Here is a 19,331-nt window from a genome sequence, read left to right as displayed (position 1 = left end):
ACGGGCAATGGCCACACGATTGGACGCCAGGAACTTTATCGTACACGATCAGTTTCCCAGCCCCCGCGGCCCAACAGAACAGAACAGAACAGAACAGAACAGAACAGAACAGAGACAAGAAGATGATCAAGGTAAGCGTGATGTACCCGAACACCCCCGGCGCCCGTTTCGACCACACGTATTACCGTGACAACCACCTGCCGCTGGTGAAATCCCTCATGGGCGAGGCGTGCAAGTTCTACACCATCGACAAGGGCCTGGCAGGCGGCGCACCGGACGAACCCGCGACCTACACCGGGATGTGCCACCTCTACTGCGATTCGGTCGAATCCTTCCAGGCCGGATTCGGTCCTCATGCCGAGCAGATCATGGCCGACATCCCGAACTACACCGATCTGACGCCAGTTCTCCAGATCAGTGAGGTCGTGGTCGGCCAGCCCTGATCGCAGTTGCCCCCTGCCCGCGCTTTCCGTAAAGCGCGGCGCGACCTGCATGGCGCTCAGCCATGCGGCTTGAGCGGGCATGTCGAATCAATGCAAGTCAGTGCGCTGGCTTGCGCGTCCGTCCGCGTTCATGGTTTCCTAAAAAAGGGCTGTCACCCCTGGCGACCACGACAACGGAATACGCGGATGAACGTCCTTCATACGACTGACTACGTGATCGTGGCGGTCTACCTCCTGGTAGTCGTCGCGGTTTGCGTGCGCGTCACGCGCAAGAACCCCGACGCAGACGAACTGTTTCTTGCCGGACGCACGCTGGGCGCAGGCGTCATCGGCCTTTCCCTGTTCGCATCGAATATCTCGTCAACAACGCTCATCGGCCTGCCGGGTGCCGCCTGGTCGACCGGCATCTCCGTGGCCAATTACGAATGGATGGCGGCGCTGGTCCTCGTGTTTACGGCGGTCTTCGTCGCGCCGGTGCTTATCGGCCGCCGCATCACGACGGTGCCCGAGCTTCTCGAACAGCGCTTCGACGCGCGCTTGCGCCGCTACCTTTCCGCCACCAGCCTGATCCTGAGTGTGCTGCTCGATACCGCGGGCAGCCTTTACGCCGGGGCGCTGGTCGTGATGCTGTTCGTGCCCGGTCTGGCGCTCGGTCCCACCTGCGCCGCCCTCGCTGTATTTGCCGGTCTCTATACGGCGGCCGGTGGTTTGCGTGCGGTGGCATACACGGACGTCCTGCAGTCGCTGGTGCTGCTGATCGGCTCGGTGATCCTGTTCGCGCTGGTTTTCGCCGAGTTCGACTATTCCTGGGCCGAGGTCACCGCGCGCGTTCCCGCCGAGAAGCTCTCCCTGATCCGCCCGCTGGACGACCCCGCCCTGCCCTGGCTTGGAACACTGCTGGGCCTGCCAATCCTGGGCTTCTACTACTGGACCATGAACCAGTACGTTTGCCAGCGCCTGCTGGGTGCGCGCGACATTGGCGTCGCCGGTCGCGGCGCGCTCATCGCGGCCGCACTCAAGCTGCTGCCGCTGTTTCTCATGGTCTTGCCCGGCGTCATGGCCGTGGCGCTGTTTGCGGACCTCGAGCGCCCGGACACCGTATTCCCGCGCCTGATCGCCGAGTTTGCGCCACCGGGACTGGCCGGACTGATGCTTGCGGGGCTGCTGGCGGCAATCATGTCGAGTGTCGACTCGGCACTCAACTCGGCCTCGACCCTGGTGATCTGCGACTTCGTGCAACCGCGCCGCCCCAAACTGGACACCAAGGCGCTCGCACGTCTGGGCCGCTACACGACCCTGGGCCTGATGATCATCGCCGCGCTGTGGGCGCCGGCCATCGATAACTTCCCGGGCCTGTTCGCCTATCTTCAGCAGGCCTTTGCCTACGTCACCCCGCCGCTCGTCGCCGTCTTTGCCGCTGGCATGCTGTCCACGCGACTTTCGGCCAATGCCGCACTGGCCGGCCTGCTCAGCGGACACGGCGTGAGTGCGGTGTGGTTCCTTGCCACCCAGCTGGGCTGGCTGGATGTGCATTTCACCATCGTCGCCTTTGTTCTGCTCGTCGTCACCCTTGTGGCATGCGCCCTGTGGCAGCTCATCCTGGGCGGCACGGTTACAGCCGGGCAGCTTGCATCGGTAGACGCCTCGCGCGTGGAACCGGCGCCGCGCATCGTACGGTGGGGCGCCGTTGCACTGACCGCAATGACCGCGCTTCTGGTCATTGCGTTCTGGTGAGCACCTGCCCGAACCGGAAGCGGGCTTTCGGTGTTTCATCTTAGGTGCTCGGTCTGCGAACGGGTAGGCGATTCCTGTGCGCGGTCAGGCGTGGCCGGAACACGTCATGTCGCGGCAGCGCAGCGCTCGCGAGCGCGCGGCACAAGCCCGGTACGCATGCTTCAGACCGGACGGCGAAGGCGGAAAAACACATAGGGTGCCACCGCGATCCAGAGCAGCAGAAAGACCCAGACCCGACCTTCAAGGACATTGTAGTTGGCGAGCAGCGCCGCCCAGGAATGCCCACCGACGTAGTGAAAGAAGATGAACTCGAACGCAATCGTCAGCGTTGCCCAGAACAGGCCAATGGCAATGGCCTCGCGAGCGCAGGAGGGTGGCGCCAGGCGGTCGACGATGCGGATCACGAGACCAAGCAGTAGCATGCCGCACGCCGTCGACACCTGATGCGCGGCGAGCGCGCTCATGTGCGTGCCATAGGTGAGATCACGGACCACGCCATTCGCAATGGACACGAGCAGCATCACGAACCAGGCGGCGAGATACTTCCAGATGTGCAGCGATGCAAGAATGGCAGGCATGATCGGAGTACGGTCAGCTCACACACGGCCCAGCCCGGTCAGATGCCGTAGTCCCGCTCGACCCTGGCCACGCGAACCTTGAACGCCGAATACCAGCGCTCGCGTCCGAGGCGCTGCGCGTCGAGATGCTCGGCGTTCTGCTTCCATTTCCGGATGGCTTCGAGGCTGCTCCAGTACGAGACGGTGATTCCGAGCCCTTCCCGCGCGCCCTCTGCGCCAAGAAACCCTTCCTGCTCCGCCGCCAGATCGAGCATCCGCTCGGCCATCGCACCATAGCCGTTGTCTCCTTCGGTCCGAAGGGAACTGAAAATGACTGCGTAGTACGGCGGGCTTGGTGTATCTGCAATTGCCATGACATCTCCCAGAGGTTGGAGCGATCGCTGGGGTGCGCGGCCCGACCTGCACCGCAGCGCCAGCCAAAACAGGCCTAGTCGCGCAGTTGGCGGAGCAGTTCGAAGCCCGCCGCCCAGTCACCGAGGCCACTTTCCGCGTTGATGTGACCGCAACTGCCGATGCGAACTGCGCTGCTGCCCCATGCCTGTGCAAGCTGTGCGGAATAGGCCGGCGTGCCATAGGGGTCATCGTCGCTGATGACCACGGTGCTGCTGAAGGCAAACGGCCTTGCCGGCGGCTCGCCGAAGCCCGACGCCTGTGCCGGAAAATCCGGGCCTTCCGGATCGGGCACCGCAACCAGCAAAGCGCCCCGGATCGGCGAATGCGGCGTCGCAGCCCAGTGCGCGATTGCAAGACAGCCGAGGCTGTGGGCGACCAGTACCACATCGGGCCCCGCGCTGCGCACAGCGTTTTCGATGGCTGCAACCCAGTCATCACAAACCGGCGCATCCCAGTCGCGCTGCTGCACACGGACAAAAGCGGGATTCGCCTGCTCCCAGCGCGACTGCCAGTGCAGCGCCCCCGAGTTTCCGTAACCGGGCAGGATGAGGACTTTTGCGGACACCACGGACTCCTTTGCCGAGCAGCTGACTTCTGACGTCGCCGAATCTATGTAAACGAATGTGCAGCGCGGGCCGGCCGCGGCCGGCCACCCCGTCAGGCCACGTTACATGGAAACGCCCCCGCAGCGGATTCTAACGCCGGAGACATCAGGCCCGCTGCGGTCCGCAGTCGCTAACGCACCGTATAGCCTCTCGCCTCCAGGCAGGCCGTCATCGCCCGTAGGTAGTCGGCGCGCAGGCTTTCTGCCTGTTCCGGCCCGACACCGCCATAGCTCAGCGTCGGATCGTAGCCGGTCTGGACACTGCCCCACTCGTGGCATTCGTAGCGGTCTGTCGCCTGCACCTTCTCTGACTGATTCATCTTCGGATACACGAACAGCCGGTCCTCCCCACCCGCGGCACGCCGCGCGTCATCCTGCCGGGGCGGCTCGACCACGACATAGCCACGGTCATGACGCGCATAGTAGGTATCGTCGTAGCGGTAGAGCGAGCGCCCGCCAATGGTCACGCTCACGAAACCATTCGGCAACACCGGCACAACGAGACCGATGGGCGGTGCGACAACCACGAAGCGCGCCCCCATCGGCCTGAACCAGTGGCCAGACGCGTAATAGAAATCGATATCACGGTGGCGAACGATGCGGTGCCCCTGCGGCAGCTTCGGCACCACGACGCCGCGCGCAAAGCGGGGATCCACCCAGCCGCCGCGACGATCGCCGTCTCCACCCCGGTGCGAAGGCTCGGCCTGCGCGATGCCGGCACCAAAAAGCAGGCCGGCGCAGATCACAGCACCCAAGAGTCGGGAAACACCTGTCAGTCTGGAAGACATGATCACTCCTTTTCCTGAACGAATTATCTGACCTGGTAGCCGCGGCCATCCAGACACGCTTCAATCGCGCGCCGATAGCGGCTTTCCTTTTCGGTATAGACCTGGTCACGCGCTGCGGCACGTTGCGCATACGGATCCTGGACGCGCTCCGCCTGCGCCTGCCGTGCCGAATCGCTGGCGGCTCCGGCGATTGCACCGACAACCGCGCCAACGACGGCGCCCTCGCCCCCATGGCGCGGCCCGGAAACCACCGCCCCCAGCACCGCGCCGGTCACTGTGCCCTGAACAACACCCGCACCGGCAGGCGGCGAAGGCTCGACCAGCGGCACCTCTGTCGGCGTCTGACTCATGGTTGCCGGATCGAAGCCCGACTGATCTACCGCCCATTGATGGCACTCATAGCGATCCCGCCGCTGCTGATCCTGGCTCTGCCCCCGCAAGGGGTAGATCACCAGATCCGTAGCCTGCCGGCGTGCAACCTGCGGCAGCGGCTCATCACCGCCAATACGATGCCCGGGCGGAGGTGCGGCACAACCACCGACCAGACCCGCCACAAGCAGCAGAAGCAAGCCGGAGCGACGAACGCCCGATCGAGTTTCAGATTTGAAAGACATCACAATTCCCCCGAAATAAGTCGCTGCGGGGAAGGTCTCTGCGGGAACTGCACGCACCTGTCTCCGACAGCGCAAGCGCTCAGATCGCACGATGACCGGCCATTGCGGACCACTCACCATCACTGCGCTGGCACTGAAGCAAGTGTCCCCCCGCGCCGCGCCGGGCGGATGTCCCCGTGTAATCACTTCGTAAGGGAATGTGTTTGAGGGATCAAAGGGGTCAGAGTCGTTTGATCTCACTTGCCGCTTGCGGCGGGTAGCGCCGCCACGCCCACGCGACAAGAAGACCAAAGCCCGTGTAGATCAAGGCGAAGACCCACAGCGGCGCCTCGTAGTACAGCACGCGCTGCACCCAGTGTTCGACGAAGCTGCGCGAGTACGCAGACTGGCCGTCTTGGGTGCGAAGCCAGGACTCAAGGATCGTCAGCGGGCAGTATTGCCCGAGCCAGGCCTGCAGGGCGACGACCACGATGGCGAGCAAGTGCGACAGGCGTAACCAGAACCCGTTTACCCACGACCACCCCGCCCTGTTCCCGATGATGATGGCCGGCAGGCCCAGCACCACGAACAGGACGACGCCGAAGTGCAGCAGAAGGACCGCGTCCGCGAGGGCTTTGTATGGCAACGGCTACTCCTGATCTGGGTCCATCGCAATGATCAGGCGAACGGCCCGACACCTCTCTCGTCCGGCTGCGGCGCCGCCTGAATGGACGGCGCCGGGCAGAGTCTTGCGATTTCGTGCAAGCGTTCTTCCTGACGCTTCTGCGGCGCCGATGCCGCGCCATTGTCGGCCCTGACGCACAGAAAGCTGTCCGTCACGGCCCAGATTGAACGCACCATTCTCATCGGGATCCCTCCGAACCGTGACCGTACGCATTGGCGATGCACCCACCGTTCAAGCGCAGCGACTGCCTGCCCACACACCACGGAGAATAGTCCCGGCTGCGTTGTGGGGCCAGACGGATTGACACGCGGTTGAAGAACCAATCGACGCTGACGTCATTGAGCTGGCCCCATTGATTCCTGCCAATGCGCCCTCGTCATCCACGATGTGTCGCACACCTGTTCCACGTCCTGTCCTGCCCCAGTTGATTGGAGCACTTTGCTGCGCTGCGTGCTGATTGGTCAAAGAGCTTGACGCAGAAAAGACGCCTTGAGCCAGAACCCTCGTGGCTGAAGGATTCCGGGCACGCCATGCACAAGTCCATTCGCATTTTCTCCGAGAGTGGCCCGTCGATTGCTATGGATGGGAAAACAAGAGCACTTTTCCACCCGAGGAGACATTGATGGAGCATGGTCAAAAGGACGGCACGGCCAGTTGCGGTGCCATGTGCAACAAGACAAGACGCACGGCACTCAAGCTGTGTGCCGGTGCAGTGGTGGGCTGGGTGACCGCGCCCCGGAACAATGCGATGGCCGATACGCCGGACAGCGATCAACTGCAGATCGGTGACCGCCTGGTGGTCGCGGATGCCGAAACCGGCGCGCACAAACCCCTCGCACTCAGCGAGCTGACGGTCGGCGGCAAGCCGGTCATTGCCTACCCCTTCGATGCGGCCAGCGGCACGATCAGGGACGGGTCGCGACTGAACCGCGTGCTGCTGCTGCGGCTCGATCCGAGTTCGCTCGATGAGCGCACCCGGGCCATGTCTGCAGACGGCGTGCTTGCCTACTCCGCCGTGTGCACCCACCAGGGGTGTGACCTGGCCGAGTACAACCCGACCGAAAACGTCCTGTTCTGCTTTTGCCATTTCTCGACCTTCCGGCCGACGCACCGCGGAGAAGTTGTCTCAGGCCCCGCGCCGCGCAATCTGCCGATGCTGCCGCTGCGCCTTGAAGGCGGTCAGCTGGTCGTCGCCGACGCCTTCACGTCACGACCCGGCGCGACGCTCTAACGCAAGCCCCCCGCTTTTTTCAGCACGATCCACCGCAAGGACTGGAGGAGACACCACATGTACAAGAACCTGAAACCCCTCGCTTTCGCACTGGCATTGGCGCCCGCAGTGGCCATGGCCGCGCTGCCGCCCTACGCGTCCGTGAGCGACAAGAGACTGGAGCAGCCCGAGGCCAATAACTGGCTGTCGTATCGGGGCAACTACGCAGGCTGGGGCTTCAGCCCCCTCAAGCAGATCACTTCGGAAAACATCAGCAAGCTGACGCTGGCCTGGTCGTATTCCACCGGGATGACCGAGGGACACCAGTCACCGCCGATGGTCAACAACGGCTATATGTACGTGACCACGCCGAACAATCAGGTCATTGCCTTCGAGGCGGCCACGGGCAAGGAGCTGTGGCGCTACAAGAAGTCGATTCCCGAGGAACTGCAGCAGCTGCACCCGACCAACCGTGGCGTGGCGCTCTATGGCGACCGGCTCTACCTGGCCACCACCGATGCCAACCTGATTGCACTCGATGCCAAGACCGGCAAGGAGATCTGGCGCACCCAGGTGGCCGACTGGAAGGCCGGCTACTACATGACGCTCGCACCGCTGGCGGCCAAGGGCAAGATCATGGTCGGCTCCTCCGGTGGCGAATACGGCATCCGGGGTTTTGTCGCGGCCTTCGATGCCGAGACCGGCAAGGAAGCCTGGCGGACCTTTACCGTGCCGGCACCGGGCGAACCCGGCGGTGAAACCTGGCCTGAGGGGACGTACAAGCATGGCGGCGGATCGGTGTGGATCACCGGCTCCTACGACAGCGACACCAACATCGCCTACTGGGGCGTGGGCAATGCCGGACCGTGGATGCCCGACACCCGGGCAGGCGACAACCTCTATGTTAACTCGACCATCGCGCTCGACGTCGATACCGGCAAGCTCAAGGGCCACCACCAGTATCACTGGAACGATGCCTGGGACTGGGACGAGGTGTCCGCACCGCTGCTGATCGACATCGATTACAAGGGACGCAAGGTGAAGTCCCTGGTCCATGCCGCACGCAACGGTTACCTGTGGCTGCTCGACCGCGAGAAAGGCGGCAAGATCGGCTTCGTCGATGCGTGGCCGTTTGTGGATCAGAACGTGTTCAAGAGCATCGATCCGAAGACGGGCCGCCCCACCTATGCAGAAGAGCACCGGCCGGGCACGGGCAAGACGGTGAGCTTCTGTCCGTCGCTGTGGGGTGGCAAGGACTGGCCGCCCGAGGCCTACAACCCGGACACCGGGCTGCTCTACATCCCCGCCAACAACCACCTGTGCTCCGAACTCACTGGAGAGCCGACCAAGTACCAGAAAGGCCAGCTCTATCTGGGCGTGTCCTTGCAGAACGTGCTCACCAACGTGCGCATGACAGAGGAGTCGCGGCAGTCGGTGGGTGAAGTCCAGGCCTGGGACCTGAAGACTGGCAAGAAGGTCTGGACCCACACTTACCCCGAGATGAACTGGGGGCCGCTGCTGACCACGGCCGGCAACCTCGTCTTCGGTGGCGGCACCAACGACCGCATGTTCCGCGCCTTCGACGCGAGCAACGGCAAGATGCTGTGGCAGTACCCGGCTCCGTCGGGTGTCACCGGCGTGCCGTCCAGCTTCGAGGTCGACGGCGAGCAGTACATCGCCGTGCAGGCCGGCTGGGGCGTCGATGCCCAGCGCATGCAGGGCGCCTTCGACGCCGTGCTGCCGCACAAGACCGTCGTTCCCCAGGGCGGCGTCGTGATGGTGTTCAAACTCGCCAAATAAGCCGCACCCCGTTCTGACGGGTACTCCCGGCCCGCCCACCCGGCGGGTCGAGAGGTCCTGTTGCCCAGACTCTGATCGAGACGGACCGGTTCGCCGGCCCGTTGCAGAACACAACAAAGGAAACAGTCATGAAACTGCTACATGCCCTTGCCCTGAGCATTGCACTGCTGGTGGCCGTGTGGGTCTACCTGAGCGTCGGTAACCCCGAGTTCCGTTTCGTCCCCTGGATCGGCTTCGTTGCCTGGGCGGCCTTCTTCGCGGCCGGCGGCGGTGCCGACGGGGTGCGCAAATCGGTCGCGGCGGGCCTGGCGGGTGCGGTGCTGACAGCGCTCACGCTGTTCGGCGTCGACGCGCTCGGTGGCGGACTGCCAACGCTGATCGTGCTGGTGGCCATCCTGGCTTTCCTGCTGGTGGCGATGGCCGACATCACCGCGCTGGCCTACACCCCCGCCGCCTTCATGGGCGCCGCGTGCTTCTTTGGCTCGGGTGCCAAGCTCGACACCAGCGCACTCTTTGTTTGCCTCACCTGGTGCCTCGGCGTCTTCTTCGGACTTGCCTCGGAGCAGGTCGGCAAGCGCCTGGCACGAGCGGCCTGAGTCCGGCCTGCATCCGGCCCGTATCCGCCCCCACCCAAGCATTCATGTAAGCCGACATGCCACACCCATTTCTCTGGAGACACAAATGACAAGACAACTCGAAAACTTCATCGACGGCCGCTTCGTCAGCGGCGACGGTCTGGAACACATCGACGTGCGCAATCCCGCCAACAACGAGCTGCTGGCCCGCGTCCCGCTGTCCGACCAGGCCGTCGTGGACGAGGCACTGCTGGCGGCGAAACGCGCACAGCCGTCCTGGGAGGCGCTGCCCGCGATCCAGCGCGCGGGCTACCTGCGCAAGATCGCCACCCTCATCCGCGCCAACGCCGCCGCCCTGGCCGACACCATCACCCGCGAACAGGGCAAGGTGCTCGGACTGGCGCAGGTGGAAGTCGCCTTCACCGCCGACTACATCGACTACATGGCCGAGTGGGCGCGCCGCATCGAGGGCGAGGTGATCCCCAGTGACCGCGCCGGCGAAAGCATCTTCCTGATGCGGCGCGCGATCGGCGTGACTGCCGGCATCCTGCCCTGGAACTTCCCCTTCTTCCTCATTGCGCGAAAGATGGCACCGGCGCTCATCACCGGCAACACCATCGTGATCAAGCCCAGCGAAGAGACGCCGATCAACGCCTACGACTTCGCCCGCCTGGTCGCGCAGGCCGAGCTGCCGCCGGGCGTGTTCAACCTGGTCGGCGGAAATGGCGCAGGCGCCGGCGCGCACCTGTCCGAGTCGCCCATGGTCAACATGATCAGCTTCACCGGCAGCGTCGCCACCGGCAAGCGCATCATGGCGGCAGCCGCCCCGAACCTGACGCGCCTCAACCTCGAGCTGGGTGGCAAGGCCCCGGCCATCGTGACCGCCCAGGCGGATCTCGACATGGCGGCCAAGGCCATCTGCGACTCGCGAGTGATCAACACCGGGCAGGTGTGCAATTGCGCGGAGCGGGTTTATGTGGAGCGCGCGGTAGCGAACGCGTTCATCGAGAAGGTGACGGCACGCATGGCAGAAGTGCGTTACGGCGACCCCCTGGCAGACCCGACGGTTCATATGGGGCCGCTGGTCAACCGCCAGGGGCTGGACAAGGTCGCGGCAATGGTCGAGCGCGCACGCGGCGCCGGCGCTGAAGTGATCCTCGGCGGCAGCGTCGCGCCGGGCGACCAGGGTTATCACTATTTGCCGACGGTGATGATCAACTGCCGTCATGACATGGAGATCATGCGTGCGGAGATCTTTGGTCCGGTGCTGCCGATCCAGGTTGTCGACAGCCTCGACGAGGCGATCGCTCTGTCCAACGACTCCGAGTTCGGCCTGACCTCGTCGATCTTCACCAGAGATCTGAAGGAAGCCATGGCCGCGTGCAACGGGCTGCGTTTCGGTGAAACCTACGTCAATCGAGAGCACTTCGAAGCCATGCAGGGCTTCCACGCAGGACGGCGGCATTCTGGCGTCGGCGGAGCTGATGGCAAACATGGCCTGCTCGAATACACCGAAACGCAGGTGGTGTACATGCAGCACGGCTAAGGCCCGAGCAGATCAAGGACCGAAGTCTCACTGAAACATCCCTTGGCGGCCGTGTACGCACGGTCGCCCTTTTTCCGTCGGACGCGATGAAGGTGCGCCATGAAGAATCACAACTTGCGACGACTGAGGGTGCTACCTAATATACCGAGCGATAATTCAAAACAAACATAACGGTCCTGGCCAAGATCCAGCGACCGAAGCGGGGAGACAAGAATGACGAACGCGTTTTCTGGCGCAGTCTGGGATGGCCGTGACTTCGCAAGTCCGGCACCTGCCAATCTGATGGCGCGGCTGGCCCGGTCACGACGGCGATCGCTCGAGAGCTATCGACTCGACGCACGGAGTCGTGCTGCTGACAATGTTCTTTCCGGTTCGCAGCTGTCCCGACTCAAGGAACGCAACGAGGCGTTGTTAAGGGTGGCGGTGCCGGGCGTCGATTGGTTGCATCGCCAGCTGGGCGATCTGGGCTACTGCCTGCTGCTGACCGATGCGAGCGGAGCCACGCTCGAGGTGCGTGCCACGGGACAGCGCGCGGTCGAATTCACCTCCGCCGGGCTACGCGCAGGGGCCTGCTGGTCCGAGGACACTCAGGGCACCTGCGGCGTGGGCACAGCCCTGGCCGATGGCGAACCCGTACTTGTTCACGGCGATCAGCACTTTCTGGTCCGGAACCATGGCATCAGCTGCTCCGCCGTGCCCTTGTTCGGCCCCGAACAGCAATTGCTCGGTGTGCTCAATGCAACTGCCTGCACCGAGGACGCGCAGAAACTCGGCCAATCCCTGGCCTACCGGCTTACCCTGCAGACTGCGGCGCGGATTGAACAATCCATGTTCATGTCGCATTTCGCCGACCACTGGATCGTCAGCGTGAAACGGCAACTCGACGACTGGGGCGCCGACCCCGACGATCTGATCGCCTTTGACGAAGGCGGACGCGTCGTCGGCGTGAGCCGCCGCTTGAAACATCGCCTCGGCAACGGGGCGTACTTCGTGGACGAAATCCTTCATCGCTCCGTGGACGGCCTGGTGGATTTCGCGCGGGCCCATCCCGGCACGCCTATGAGTCTGGATGTGGGCAGCAAGAATGAGCGGCTTACCGCACTGATCAGAGCCCCCAGAAAAGCACCAGTCCACCGGTCATTACTGGCCGCAGCCAGGCCGGACACCCGGTCGAGAGCGGATAACGACGAGATGGGCATTGAGGGGGAGCATCGGCTCGAGCTGCTCGTCAATGGCAAGGTCCCGATCCTGTTGCTCGGCGAGACCGGCTCTGGAAAGGAATTCACAGCGAAGAAAATTCATTCACGCAGCCAGCGACATGATCAGCCCTTTGTCGCCATCAACTGCGCTGCGATTCCCGAAACCCTGATCGAGAGCGAGCTCTTCGGTTACCGGGGGGGCGCTTTTACCGGCGCACACTCAAAGGGTTGCGTCGGAAAGATTGCACAAGCCGACGGCGGCATGCTGTTTCTGGATGAAATCGGCGACATGCCGCTGGCGCTGCAGACGCGCCTGCTGCGGGTGCTGGCCGAAGGCGAGGTGCTGGCGCTGGGCGCCTCCAAGCCGCAGATGGTGGATATCTCGGTAATCTGCGCGACCCACCGTGATCTGGGCGCAATGGTGCGCGAGGGGCGCTTCCGCGAAGACCTCTACTATCGCCTGAACGCAGCGACCGTCAAACTGCCACCCCTGAGGGAGCGCAAGGATATCGCCGAACTGATTCGCGGTGTGTTTGCCGAAGAATGCAAAACAGCGGGCCGTCACTTGACCATGTCGTCGGATGTGCTGGCCGGTTTGGTCGAGCACCGGTGGCCGGGCAACATCCGCGAGTTGCGCAATGTGCTGCGTTACGCGATTGCAGTCTGCCCGCAGGCAGAAATGATATGGGCGCACCTGCCAGAGAGCTTCCAGAACGAGGTATCCGACGGCGTGCCAGATCGGCGGCGGGCTCAGCTCCACGGGCATGTCGTCACCGGTCAGAGCTCCGAACGGGACGTCATCCTCAACGCAATGCAACGCACCAGCTGGTGCGTCAGCGCCGCCAGCCGCTTTCTCGGCATCTCACGCTCCACACTCTATCGTCGCCTCAGCGAGCACGGCATAGACGTCACATTCCGCCCAGGGCCATCGAATACGGCAATCTCGTAAGCCCGCCCCAGGCCCCGTTTCCTTTGCGCAGGAGAAACACCGCATCCCCAGGGGCGTCGGAAAGCAACGGCATCTGCCGTAAGACGCCCAGCCCTGGAGTCAAGCCCCGCTCTTGGGTGCGGGTTTGAACGAACGGACGGGGCACACTCCGATTGAATAGAGGACATCAAACAACAGCACCGATGAACTCTTCACGGCTCGCACAGAAAGATCTCCACCCGCTCTTTTCCCTTGCCAATGTTATTTCGCCTGAGTCTGATCTGGCCGACCTCTCCTGTTGATCGAACGTGAGTGCCGCCACACGGGACGCGGGAGAAGCCCTGGATCTCCCAGTACCTTCTTTCATTCGGAACATCATCGAAGCCGGTCGCGATCTCCCGGTTCGACGAGATGATCCGGTTCGCCATGTCGGAAAAATCGGGAAGGCGTGGAGCGATGTTCTCAGGCCACGCAAAATCGATCCGGGCTTTATCCGGCGCGATGTGAGCCCCCACCTTGCCCACGCCATCCAGCGCTCTGTAGAACAGCTCAAGAACCAGCTCTGCTGCAAAATGCAGGCGCATCAGTCGATAGCGCCGTTCCCATTCGATCTCGACGTGCACGGGCTGACCAACCTGCAGCCCGTGAGACGGCGGCAGCGTATAGACAATCCGCGCCCCCTCCTTCCGTGCCGCGAGCACCGGGTGACCTGCAATCAAACCGTGGTCGCTCTCTTGCCCACCCGAAAAGGCAAAGAAGATTGTCGACGCCAGTTCGATATCACCGCCCTTCACCGACGACACACAGGTTTGATGCGAGACCGCGTACGGGTCATCCCAGAAGACTTTCCTTGTCATACCTTCTCTGAATCGTGCTGCGTCCTGACCCCAGCGAATCAAGGAATCCACAGGGTCGATCAATGCGATCAGACCCCACTGATCGACGTTGGAACCCGCCCGCCAGAACACGAACTCATTGAGGCTTCACCCGAAGCGAGGACATGATCGCCTTGCCCGTGGGCAGCCACTTCTTCGAGTAATCCGTGGTCGTATTGAACGCGACCATCAGCATTCGGCCGCTGACCGACGTCGCGTACATGATGTTGTGAATCTTCGTGTCGATTGCCGGCGTAATCATCTCGAAGACAATGAATACGCTTCCGTTCTGCTCGATGACTTCATCCCTGATCCACTCCGCCGAGGGGTAGAGGTTGTGAAAGGATTGCGAGAGCACGACATGCGCCTCTTTCAACTCGTGCGGCTGCAAGGCGTTGTTCGTATGGTTGAACGCCAGCGTCACCCGCCCGGTGTCGTCACTCAGCACCTCGGTCGGTCGTCTTGAGCTCGGATACTTCAGTTCCAGCAGCTTCGCCGGCATCGGACCGAAATTCTCCGGCGCAAGAATCGACACCCTGCCGTTCAGCGCATCCCTGTGAACCAGGCCCGCAGCAAAAGACAGCGACGAACACCACAACGCAAAACACAGCGCAAGAAGTCTCATCGCATCGTCCTGTACACGATTTGTCACCTGCTTTGATCGGGTCGCGGCTCAGCCCCTGCCATCTGCGTCGGCGACGACGAACTCCCTTACACGAACCTCGACGATCGAATCCATGAGGGCCGCGTCGGGCCCTGATTCGCGGAACCGGGTCAGATCGTCCCGTGTTTCCCATTCTTCATAGACGTTGATTCGATTCGGGTCAATGAGGTCTGCAGACACCGCGAAATCGCGACATCCGGTCGCACATCGCGCCAGTCGGACAGCGGGCTCCGAGGCCGCGAGAAACCGATCCCGGGCCCCGTTTTTCAGGATGAGATGGCCTGCAACGATCACCATTTGCGCATCTCCTTATGTGCCCATTCAACGCAGGCACGCGAAGGGCCGGGCCCGGTGCTCACGTGCATTTCCCGCCGCAGCTCGACGACGAAATACGATGGTAATCACTGACCGTGGCGTCGGTGATCTCGACATGACAGCATGCCAGCACCTTGTCCTTGAGCATCGCACGCGCACGCGCAACCCGGCTCTTGATCGCAGACACCGACACGCCCTGCCTCTCGGCGACCGAGCGCATCGTTTCACCCTCGAAGTCGGTCGCGATCAGCGCCTCCCGGTAGCGCGGCGCAAGCTGATCCACGAAAGGGCGCAGGCAGGCCGAAAGCGCCTGATGCATTCGCATGTCGTCGAGCTCGGCACTGGGCATCTCGTCGTCGAGCGCCTCCATCGAAACGCCTGCGCTGCGGTAGTGGTCTGCAACCGCCGTTCGAGCGGCGGCATAGAGCCATCCCGTCAGGTTGTCGATGTGACGTCCGGCCTGCTGTGACGCGAGTGCCTTCACGAAAACATCCTGCAGCAAGTCCTCTGCCTGCGCGGGGTCGGGAACACGCCGGCGCAGATAGCTGCGCAGGCTTTGCCGCAAGCGGGCAAAAGCCGCGCCGAGGTCGTCATCTGCCGCTTGCATGGTTCTGCGCTCTCAGCGGCAACACGAATCCTGATTCCGCCCCGCCACACCCGGCACGCAGCAGGCAGCAGACGCTTGCGTTGCGGCGGCATCCGGCGCATCCGAGGGGGCACAGCACGCGCCCACTTGCACTGCAGCGTCTTCGCCATAGGTCGCGATGTCACCCATCGTGAAAAAGTGCTCCCACGCCACCCCCTGAGGGTCGACCGTCCAGTGCTTCTCGCTCCTGGCGTAGCAGCAGTTCGCCTCGCCCTGATCCAGCGTCATGCCGCCAGAGGCATCGTCGGCCAGCGCCTTGAGGCCCGCCAGTTCTTCCGGGGAATCGGTTTGCATGCCAAAGTGGTTAAGGCCGGTCGCGTGCCCCCGCGCAGAGATGGCGAAGTTCAGGCGTGGATCATCGAGCATCCACTTCGCGTAGTCCTGCTGCTGCTTCGACGGGCTTTGCCCGAAAAGCCTGCTGTAGAAGGCGATGCTTGTCGCGAGATCGTCGACCGCAAGGTGTACGTGAAAGCGTTTCATTTGAGACTCCCGTCAAGGTTGAGTGACGCATCGTGCCCGATGCTCCTGTATAGACGGAAAACCGGGCAAATGGTCGCAACAGGCACTGGGCACGCGCAATCAATCGACGCTGCCCCCTTGGATCCAGAATGCGATAACGTATGATGACCAGCGCATCGACTGCCGCTTTCCCGAGTCCCTCAACGGTATCAGCGCGCCGCAGCCGGACGCGGAACACATCGATGAACATGAACACCCAGGGCTTCCCGAAGCATCAGATGCTGCCCGGCTCCGCGGGAGGGTCGTCAAAAGCATGGGGCACGACGCGAAAGTGACAGACATGATCAGCTTGAATACATGCAGACGCTGGCTTGGCGTCCTCTTCCTGTGCATCGCACCGACTGTCGCGCACGCAGCACCACCCTTGCTGGCAACCGGTGTGTACATGCAGGCAATCCGCGACATTCCGCGCAAGGACGTCGAGATTACCGTGCGTTTCTGGGTCGAAGAGATTGCAAACAAGGCGGGCGTAACGATCAAACCCATCCAGCTCTACGACGACCTGAGCGACTTGAAACGTGACGTTGTCGCGGGCAAGGTCAATTACATCGTCGGCACGCCAATGGGGCTCGTGCAACACTTCTCCGACGAGGATCTGGCGGGTGGTTTTACCGGCGCAGGCGCACCAAACGACGCCCTCATCCTGGTGGTCCGGCGCGATGCCGGAATCAAGACCCCGAGAGACCTGGCGGGGCGACGCGTGCAGTTGCGCGAGCGCGACGAGCTGAGCGAAATCTACCTCAACACCCTGCTCAGGAGCAGCGGTGTTTCCCCGTCGCAGCTTGAAGCCCTATCAACACAGAAAAACGCCAACGCGCTGGTGCTGAAGCTGTTCTTCAATCAATGCGATGCCGCGCTGATCACGCGCAATGCGTTCGAGGTCGCCGCCGAGCTGAACCCGCAGATCAGGACGCACCTGCAAGTGCTCGATGCTTATTCCTTTGAAGATTACAGGGACAACATCGGCCTGTTCAGCTCAAGCGTAAGCACCGAAAACCGGGAGGCGCTGATCGCAGCTGCATTGAAGGTGGAAAACACCCCCCGCGGCCGCCAGCTCCTCGAAATATACCGGACTGACAGGCTGATACTGTCCCACGCTTCCGATCTCCACAGCTATCGTGCCCTGCTGGCCACGCACAACAAGCTCGCGAGCAACGGCCGCTGACCTCACCAGTTTCACTCGACCACCAGGCGGCAGAGCACCGTGTTGCTTTGCTCAAGATCGGGCCCCCAGATCAGCCTGGCCTCGCTTACCCAGTCGATTCGGTCATAGCCGTCCTTCGGCCTGACGTCGCTTTCGGAATAGACGCTCGCCTGCGGCCAGCCCGATGCGTCAAAGCCGGCTCGATCCCAGCCATCGGGCACCCCTTTCACCTCAAAAGCGCACGCCCCTTCGCCCGCAACGGGGTTTGCCTCGCGTGCGCAGGACTTGTCCAGTGGTGCGCTGTGAACAACCAGACAGCGCCACGCCGCGTTGCTGACTGCGACCGTCGCCCCCGAAGCATCCTTGATCTGCACGATAACGCCCCCGTCCCCCATCTGCTGCCGCCGGGTGCCGATATATTCCAGACCGGAGTCGTTCTCCTTGAAGTCCTTGGCCACAAGGCCGATGACGAAAGGCCGCGTGGCAACGAACTCAAAGCGCTCGGCATTGAACGAGCGCTCGGTCGTAATGGGCACGCTGTCCTCCGCGACTTGCACCCCGTTGATCCGCATCTCAAACCAGTTGTCGGCCCAGACGTCTGCGCGAAAGGTCTCGGCAGAGAGGGCTACTGGGGAAAGGCAGAGCAATGCGAGGGAGGCGATGGCGCGTTTCATTGGGGAATCCTTATTGAGGGTTCTCGAAGTCTAGCGTCAGTGGGGAAAACTTTCCGATGCGTAGTGCGAGTGATGTTCCGTCGGGAACAAGCGCGGACCTGTCGCGAACGAGGCCGTGCTAATGCGATCCGGCCGCCTCAGGTGAGCTGTCGTTCTCCGCAATCGAACGACTCTGACCCCTTTGATCCGCTCTAGGGTTCAATCGTCATGCTCCAGAGTGATGACGACATTTCCCTTCTTGCGTCCGGTATCGACGTAGCGGTGGGCCTCGGCGATCTGCTCGAACGGATAGCGCCGATCAATAACCGGTTTGAATTCTCCCGCCTGGGCCAACCCCGCGAGAAAACGCAAATCTTCCGTACGTACAGAGACTGGCCCGGCAAGGACCTTCTTGCTGCTCGTCATCGACACCCATGGAGCTCGAAGCATTTCGGGCAGTCCAGCCAATACCAAAAGAAGGCGTCCTCCTTCTTTCAACGAAGCCTTGCTGCGGGAGAATGGCGCCGTGCCGACGGTATCGACAATGACATCATAGGCCTCACCATTCTCCGTGAAATCCTCTTTGGTGTAGTCAACAACATGGCTGGCGCCCAGCGATCTGACCAACGCCATGTTCGCGGTGCTGCACACCCCGGTCACCTCTGCGCCGAAGTGCCTGGCAAGCTGTACCACAGCGGTGCCTACGCCTCCGGAAGCACCATTGACCAGTATTCTTTCCCCGCGTTGAAGCTCTCCTCTTCGCAAGAAATCCAACGCCGTCGTTCCGCCAAAAGACAGCGCGGCGGCTTCGTCGTAGGACAAGCTGGGCGGCTTGAGTACCACAGCACCGTCTTGCGGCATGCATTTGTACTCGGCATGACACCCCATGGCGGCATCGCTGAATGCAAACACCTCGTCGCCGATCTTGAAGTTCCTCACGTCCTTGCCGACCGACTCAATGACCCCGGCCAACTCCGACCCAAGTATCGGCTGTCTGGGTTTCGACACACCAAATACCAAACGCATGATGAGCCCGAAGCCGGCAGGCACATTGAGGCTTCGCACCCTCCAATCGCCTGATGTGACCGTGGTCGCATGAATCTTTATCAGGACTTCGTTGTTCTTGGGCGCGGGTTTTTCGACCTCCCTCAACTGAAGAACGTCGGGCGGCCCATATCGTTCATACACGATTGCTCTCATACCTTATCGCCCTCGATGGATGCCTTGAGCAGAGGTCTATCGCGTGGTCCAACGTTTGGTTAAGGGGCGGGCTTTAGCCCGTCCCGAGTGAGCGAAGCGAGCGGCCTTGAACCACTAGTTAGGCATTTGCGATATTTCATGTATAGGTAGCTAAGTACTGCAATGGCCGTGGAGAGCAATATAGATGCAACAATGTCTACCGCCTCATCTCTGCTGCCAGCAAGAGGTGAAAATTCATA

General features: G+C 62.4%; 21 protein-coding genes. 8 read left to right on the top strand and 13 right to left on the bottom strand.

What is annotated here, in order from left to right; all coding sequences use genetic code 11:
- Positions 1 to 122: 122 nt before the first annotated feature.
- Together CEW87_RS09145 and CEW87_RS09140 are read left to right on the top strand one after the other, a co-directional pair.
- On the top strand, positions 123 to 443 hold the full coding sequence (locus CEW87_RS09145) for an EthD family reductase (RefSeq protein WP_108972434.1): 321 nt from the start codon (positions 123 to 125) through the stop codon (positions 441 to 443).
- A 186-nt stretch (positions 444 to 629) separates the two neighbouring features.
- Complete coding sequence (locus tag CEW87_RS09140; protein ID WP_108972432.1) at positions 630 to 2,177, top strand: sodium:solute symporter family transporter; 1,548 nt, start codon at positions 630 to 632, stop codon at positions 2,175 to 2,177.
- 161 nt (positions 2,178 to 2,338) lie between these two features.
- On the opposite strand, the gene CEW87_RS09135 is transcribed toward CEW87_RS09140, so the two are convergent.
- The 6 genes from CEW87_RS09135 to CEW87_RS09110 form a co-directional block, all read right to left on the bottom strand.
- Positions 2,339 to 2,755, bottom strand: coding sequence for a hypothetical protein (locus CEW87_RS09135; RefSeq protein WP_108972430.1), 417 nt, complete (start codon positions 2,753 to 2,755; stop codon positions 2,339 to 2,341).
- A 38-nt stretch (positions 2,756 to 2,793) separates the two neighbouring features.
- Positions 2,794 to 3,108, bottom strand: coding sequence for an antibiotic biosynthesis monooxygenase family protein (locus tag CEW87_RS09130; RefSeq protein ID WP_108972429.1), 315 nt, complete (start codon positions 3,106 to 3,108; stop codon positions 2,794 to 2,796).
- Between the two features lie 74 nt (positions 3,109 to 3,182).
- Complete coding sequence (locus tag CEW87_RS09125) at positions 3,183 to 3,713, bottom strand: RBBP9/YdeN family alpha/beta hydrolase (protein WP_108972427.1); 531 nt, start codon at positions 3,711 to 3,713, stop codon at positions 3,183 to 3,185.
- A 170-nt stretch (positions 3,714 to 3,883) separates the two neighbouring features.
- Complete coding sequence (locus CEW87_RS09120; RefSeq protein WP_108972425.1) at positions 3,884 to 4,540, bottom strand: DUF6515 family protein; 657 nt, start codon at positions 4,538 to 4,540, stop codon at positions 3,884 to 3,886.
- Positions 4,541 to 4,563: 23 nt separating this feature from the next.
- Positions 4,564 to 5,154 carry a glycine zipper 2TM domain-containing protein gene (locus CEW87_RS09115; RefSeq protein WP_159098128.1) on the bottom strand — a complete coding sequence of 197 codons (591 nt, stop codon included), beginning with the start codon at positions 5,152 to 5,154 and terminating at the stop codon, positions 4,564 to 4,566.
- Positions 5,155 to 5,374: 220 nt separating this feature from the next.
- Positions 5,375 to 5,779: a DUF2784 domain-containing protein gene (locus CEW87_RS09110; protein ID WP_108972421.1), complete on the bottom strand. Its 405-nt coding sequence runs from the start codon at positions 5,777 to 5,779 to the stop codon at positions 5,375 to 5,377.
- A 661-nt stretch (positions 5,780 to 6,440) separates the two neighbouring features.
- On the opposite strand from CEW87_RS09110, the gene CEW87_RS09100 reads away from it, so the two are divergent.
- From CEW87_RS09100 to CEW87_RS09080, 5 genes are all read left to right on the top strand, one after another.
- Positions 6,441 to 7,049, top strand: coding sequence for a ubiquinol-cytochrome c reductase iron-sulfur subunit (locus CEW87_RS09100; RefSeq protein ID WP_108972417.1), 609 nt, complete (start codon positions 6,441 to 6,443; stop codon positions 7,047 to 7,049).
- A 57-nt stretch (positions 7,050 to 7,106) separates the two neighbouring features.
- Complete coding sequence (locus CEW87_RS09095) at positions 7,107 to 8,828, top strand: methanol/ethanol family PQQ-dependent dehydrogenase (protein ID WP_108972415.1); 1,722 nt, start codon at positions 7,107 to 7,109, stop codon at positions 8,826 to 8,828.
- 128 nt (positions 8,829 to 8,956) lie between these two features.
- Complete coding sequence (locus tag CEW87_RS09090; RefSeq protein ID WP_108972413.1) at positions 8,957 to 9,424, top strand: DUF1097 domain-containing protein; 468 nt, start codon at positions 8,957 to 8,959, stop codon at positions 9,422 to 9,424.
- An 85-nt stretch (positions 9,425 to 9,509) separates the two neighbouring features.
- Positions 9,510 to 10,949: an aldehyde dehydrogenase gene (gene aldA, locus CEW87_RS09085; protein ID WP_108972411.1), complete on the top strand. Its 1,440-nt coding sequence runs from the start codon at positions 9,510 to 9,512 to the stop codon at positions 10,947 to 10,949.
- A 213-nt stretch (positions 10,950 to 11,162) separates the two neighbouring features.
- Positions 11,163 to 13,097 carry a sigma-54-dependent Fis family transcriptional regulator gene (locus tag CEW87_RS09080; RefSeq protein WP_108972410.1) on the top strand — a complete coding sequence of 645 codons (1,935 nt, stop codon included), beginning with the start codon at positions 11,163 to 11,165 and terminating at the stop codon, positions 13,095 to 13,097.
- Positions 13,098 to 13,288: 191 nt separating this feature from the next.
- Here CEW87_RS09080 and CEW87_RS09075 read toward each other — a convergent pair whose 3' ends face one another.
- From CEW87_RS09075 to CEW87_RS09055, 5 genes are all read right to left on the bottom strand, one after another.
- Positions 13,289 to 13,933 carry an alanyl-tRNA editing protein gene (locus CEW87_RS09075; RefSeq protein WP_108977070.1) on the bottom strand — a complete coding sequence of 215 codons (645 nt, stop codon included), beginning with the start codon at positions 13,931 to 13,933 and terminating at the stop codon, positions 13,289 to 13,291.
- A 115-nt stretch (positions 13,934 to 14,048) separates the two neighbouring features.
- A complete protein-coding gene (locus tag CEW87_RS09070) occupies positions 14,049 to 14,576 on the bottom strand; it encodes a hypothetical protein (RefSeq protein WP_108972408.1) in 528 nt (175 codons plus the stop codon).
- Positions 14,577 to 14,624: 48 nt separating this feature from the next.
- On the bottom strand, positions 14,625 to 14,912 hold the full coding sequence (locus tag CEW87_RS09065) for a putative quinol monooxygenase (RefSeq protein WP_108972406.1): 288 nt from the start codon (positions 14,910 to 14,912) through the stop codon (positions 14,625 to 14,627).
- 58 nt (positions 14,913 to 14,970) lie between these two features.
- Positions 14,971 to 15,537 carry a sigma-70 family RNA polymerase sigma factor gene (locus CEW87_RS09060; RefSeq protein ID WP_108972404.1) on the bottom strand — a complete coding sequence of 189 codons (567 nt, stop codon included), beginning with the start codon at positions 15,535 to 15,537 and terminating at the stop codon, positions 14,971 to 14,973.
- 12 nt (positions 15,538 to 15,549) lie between these two features.
- On the bottom strand, positions 15,550 to 16,056 hold the full coding sequence (locus CEW87_RS09055) for an ArsI/CadI family heavy metal resistance metalloenzyme (protein ID WP_108972402.1): 507 nt from the start codon (positions 16,054 to 16,056) through the stop codon (positions 15,550 to 15,552).
- Positions 16,057 to 16,078: 22 nt separating this feature from the next.
- Between CEW87_RS09055 and CEW87_RS09050 the strand changes: the two genes are divergently transcribed.
- The gene (locus CEW87_RS09050; protein ID WP_159098127.1) at positions 16,079 to 17,260 is read left to right on the top strand and encodes a PhnD/SsuA/transferrin family substrate-binding protein; all 1,182 of its coding nucleotides are present in this window, start codon (positions 16,079 to 16,081) and stop codon (positions 17,258 to 17,260) included.
- A gap of 11 nt (positions 17,261 to 17,271) precedes the next feature.
- Here CEW87_RS09050 and CEW87_RS09045 read toward each other — a convergent pair whose 3' ends face one another.
- Positions 17,272 to 17,913 carry a PEBP family protein gene (locus CEW87_RS09045; RefSeq protein WP_108972398.1) on the bottom strand — a complete coding sequence of 214 codons (642 nt, stop codon included), beginning with the start codon at positions 17,911 to 17,913 and terminating at the stop codon, positions 17,272 to 17,274.
- Between the two features lie 198 nt (positions 17,914 to 18,111).
- Positions 18,112 to 19,092, bottom strand: coding sequence for an NAD(P)-dependent alcohol dehydrogenase (locus CEW87_RS09040; protein ID WP_108972396.1), 981 nt, complete (start codon positions 19,090 to 19,092; stop codon positions 18,112 to 18,114).
- Positions 19,093 to 19,331: the final 239 nt, after the last annotated feature.

It is taken from the genome of Parazoarcus communis (assembly GCF_003111665.1).
GTDB classification, from domain to species: Bacteria; Pseudomonadota; Gammaproteobacteria; order Burkholderiales; family Rhodocyclaceae; genus Parazoarcus; species Parazoarcus communis_B.
Note: the sequence above shows the minus strand (reverse complement) of the source record. Positions and strands in the feature narration are given on the sequence as shown.

Bases quoted from the DNA above. Each gene is read 5' to 3' on its own strand.
- CEW87_RS09130 (WP_108972429.1), bottom strand. From the start codon at position 3,108: ATGGCAATTGCAGATACACCAAGCCCGCCGTACTACGCAGTCATTTTC.
- CEW87_RS09065 (WP_108972406.1), bottom strand. From the start codon at position 14,912: ATGGTGATCGTTGCAGGCCATCTCATCCTGAAAAACGGGGCCCGGGAT.
- CEW87_RS09140 (WP_108972432.1), top strand. From the start codon at position 630: ATGAACGTCCTTCATACGACTGACTACGTGATCGTGGCGGTCTACCTC.
- CEW87_RS09115 (WP_159098128.1), bottom strand. From the start codon at position 5,154: ATGTCTTTCAAATCTGAAACTCGATCGGGCGTTCGTCGCTCCGGCTTG.
- CEW87_RS09120 (WP_108972425.1), bottom strand. From the start codon at position 4,540: ATGTCTTCCAGACTGACAGGTGTTTCCCGACTCTTGGGTGCTGTGATC.
- CEW87_RS09070 (WP_108972408.1), bottom strand. From the start codon at position 14,576: ATGAGACTTCTTGCGCTGTGTTTTGCGTTGTGGTGTTCGTCGCTGTCT.
- CEW87_RS09090 (WP_108972413.1), top strand. From the start codon at position 8,957: ATGAAACTGCTACATGCCCTTGCCCTGAGCATTGCACTGCTGGTGGCC.
- CEW87_RS09075 (WP_108977070.1), bottom strand. From the start codon at position 13,933: ATGACAAGGAAAGTCTTCTGGGATGACCCGTACGCGGTCTCGCATCAA.
- CEW87_RS09040 (WP_108972396.1), bottom strand. From the start codon at position 19,092: ATGAGAGCAATCGTGTATGAACGATATGGGCCGCCCGACGTTCTTCAG.
- CEW87_RS09055 (WP_108972402.1), bottom strand. From the start codon at position 16,056: ATGAAACGCTTTCACGTACACCTTGCGGTCGACGATCTCGCGACAAGC.
- CEW87_RS09100 (WP_108972417.1), top strand. From the start codon at position 6,441: ATGGAGCATGGTCAAAAGGACGGCACGGCCAGTTGCGGTGCCATGTGC.
- CEW87_RS09080 (WP_108972410.1), top strand. From the start codon at position 11,163: ATGACGAACGCGTTTTCTGGCGCAGTCTGGGATGGCCGTGACTTCGCA.
- CEW87_RS09060 (WP_108972404.1), bottom strand. From the start codon at position 15,537: ATGCAAGCGGCAGATGACGACCTCGGCGCGGCTTTTGCCCGCTTGCGG.
- CEW87_RS09095 (WP_108972415.1), top strand. From the start codon at position 7,107: ATGTACAAGAACCTGAAACCCCTCGCTTTCGCACTGGCATTGGCGCCC.
- CEW87_RS09045 (WP_108972398.1), bottom strand. From the start codon at position 17,913: ATGAAACGCGCCATCGCCTCCCTCGCATTGCTCTGCCTTTCCCCAGTA.
- aldA (WP_108972411.1), top strand. From the start codon at position 9,510: ATGACAAGACAACTCGAAAACTTCATCGACGGCCGCTTCGTCAGCGGC.
- CEW87_RS09145 (WP_108972434.1), top strand. From the start codon at position 123: ATGATCAAGGTAAGCGTGATGTACCCGAACACCCCCGGCGCCCGTTTC.
- CEW87_RS09135 (WP_108972430.1), bottom strand. From the start codon at position 2,755: ATGCCTGCCATTCTTGCATCGCTGCACATCTGGAAGTATCTCGCCGCC.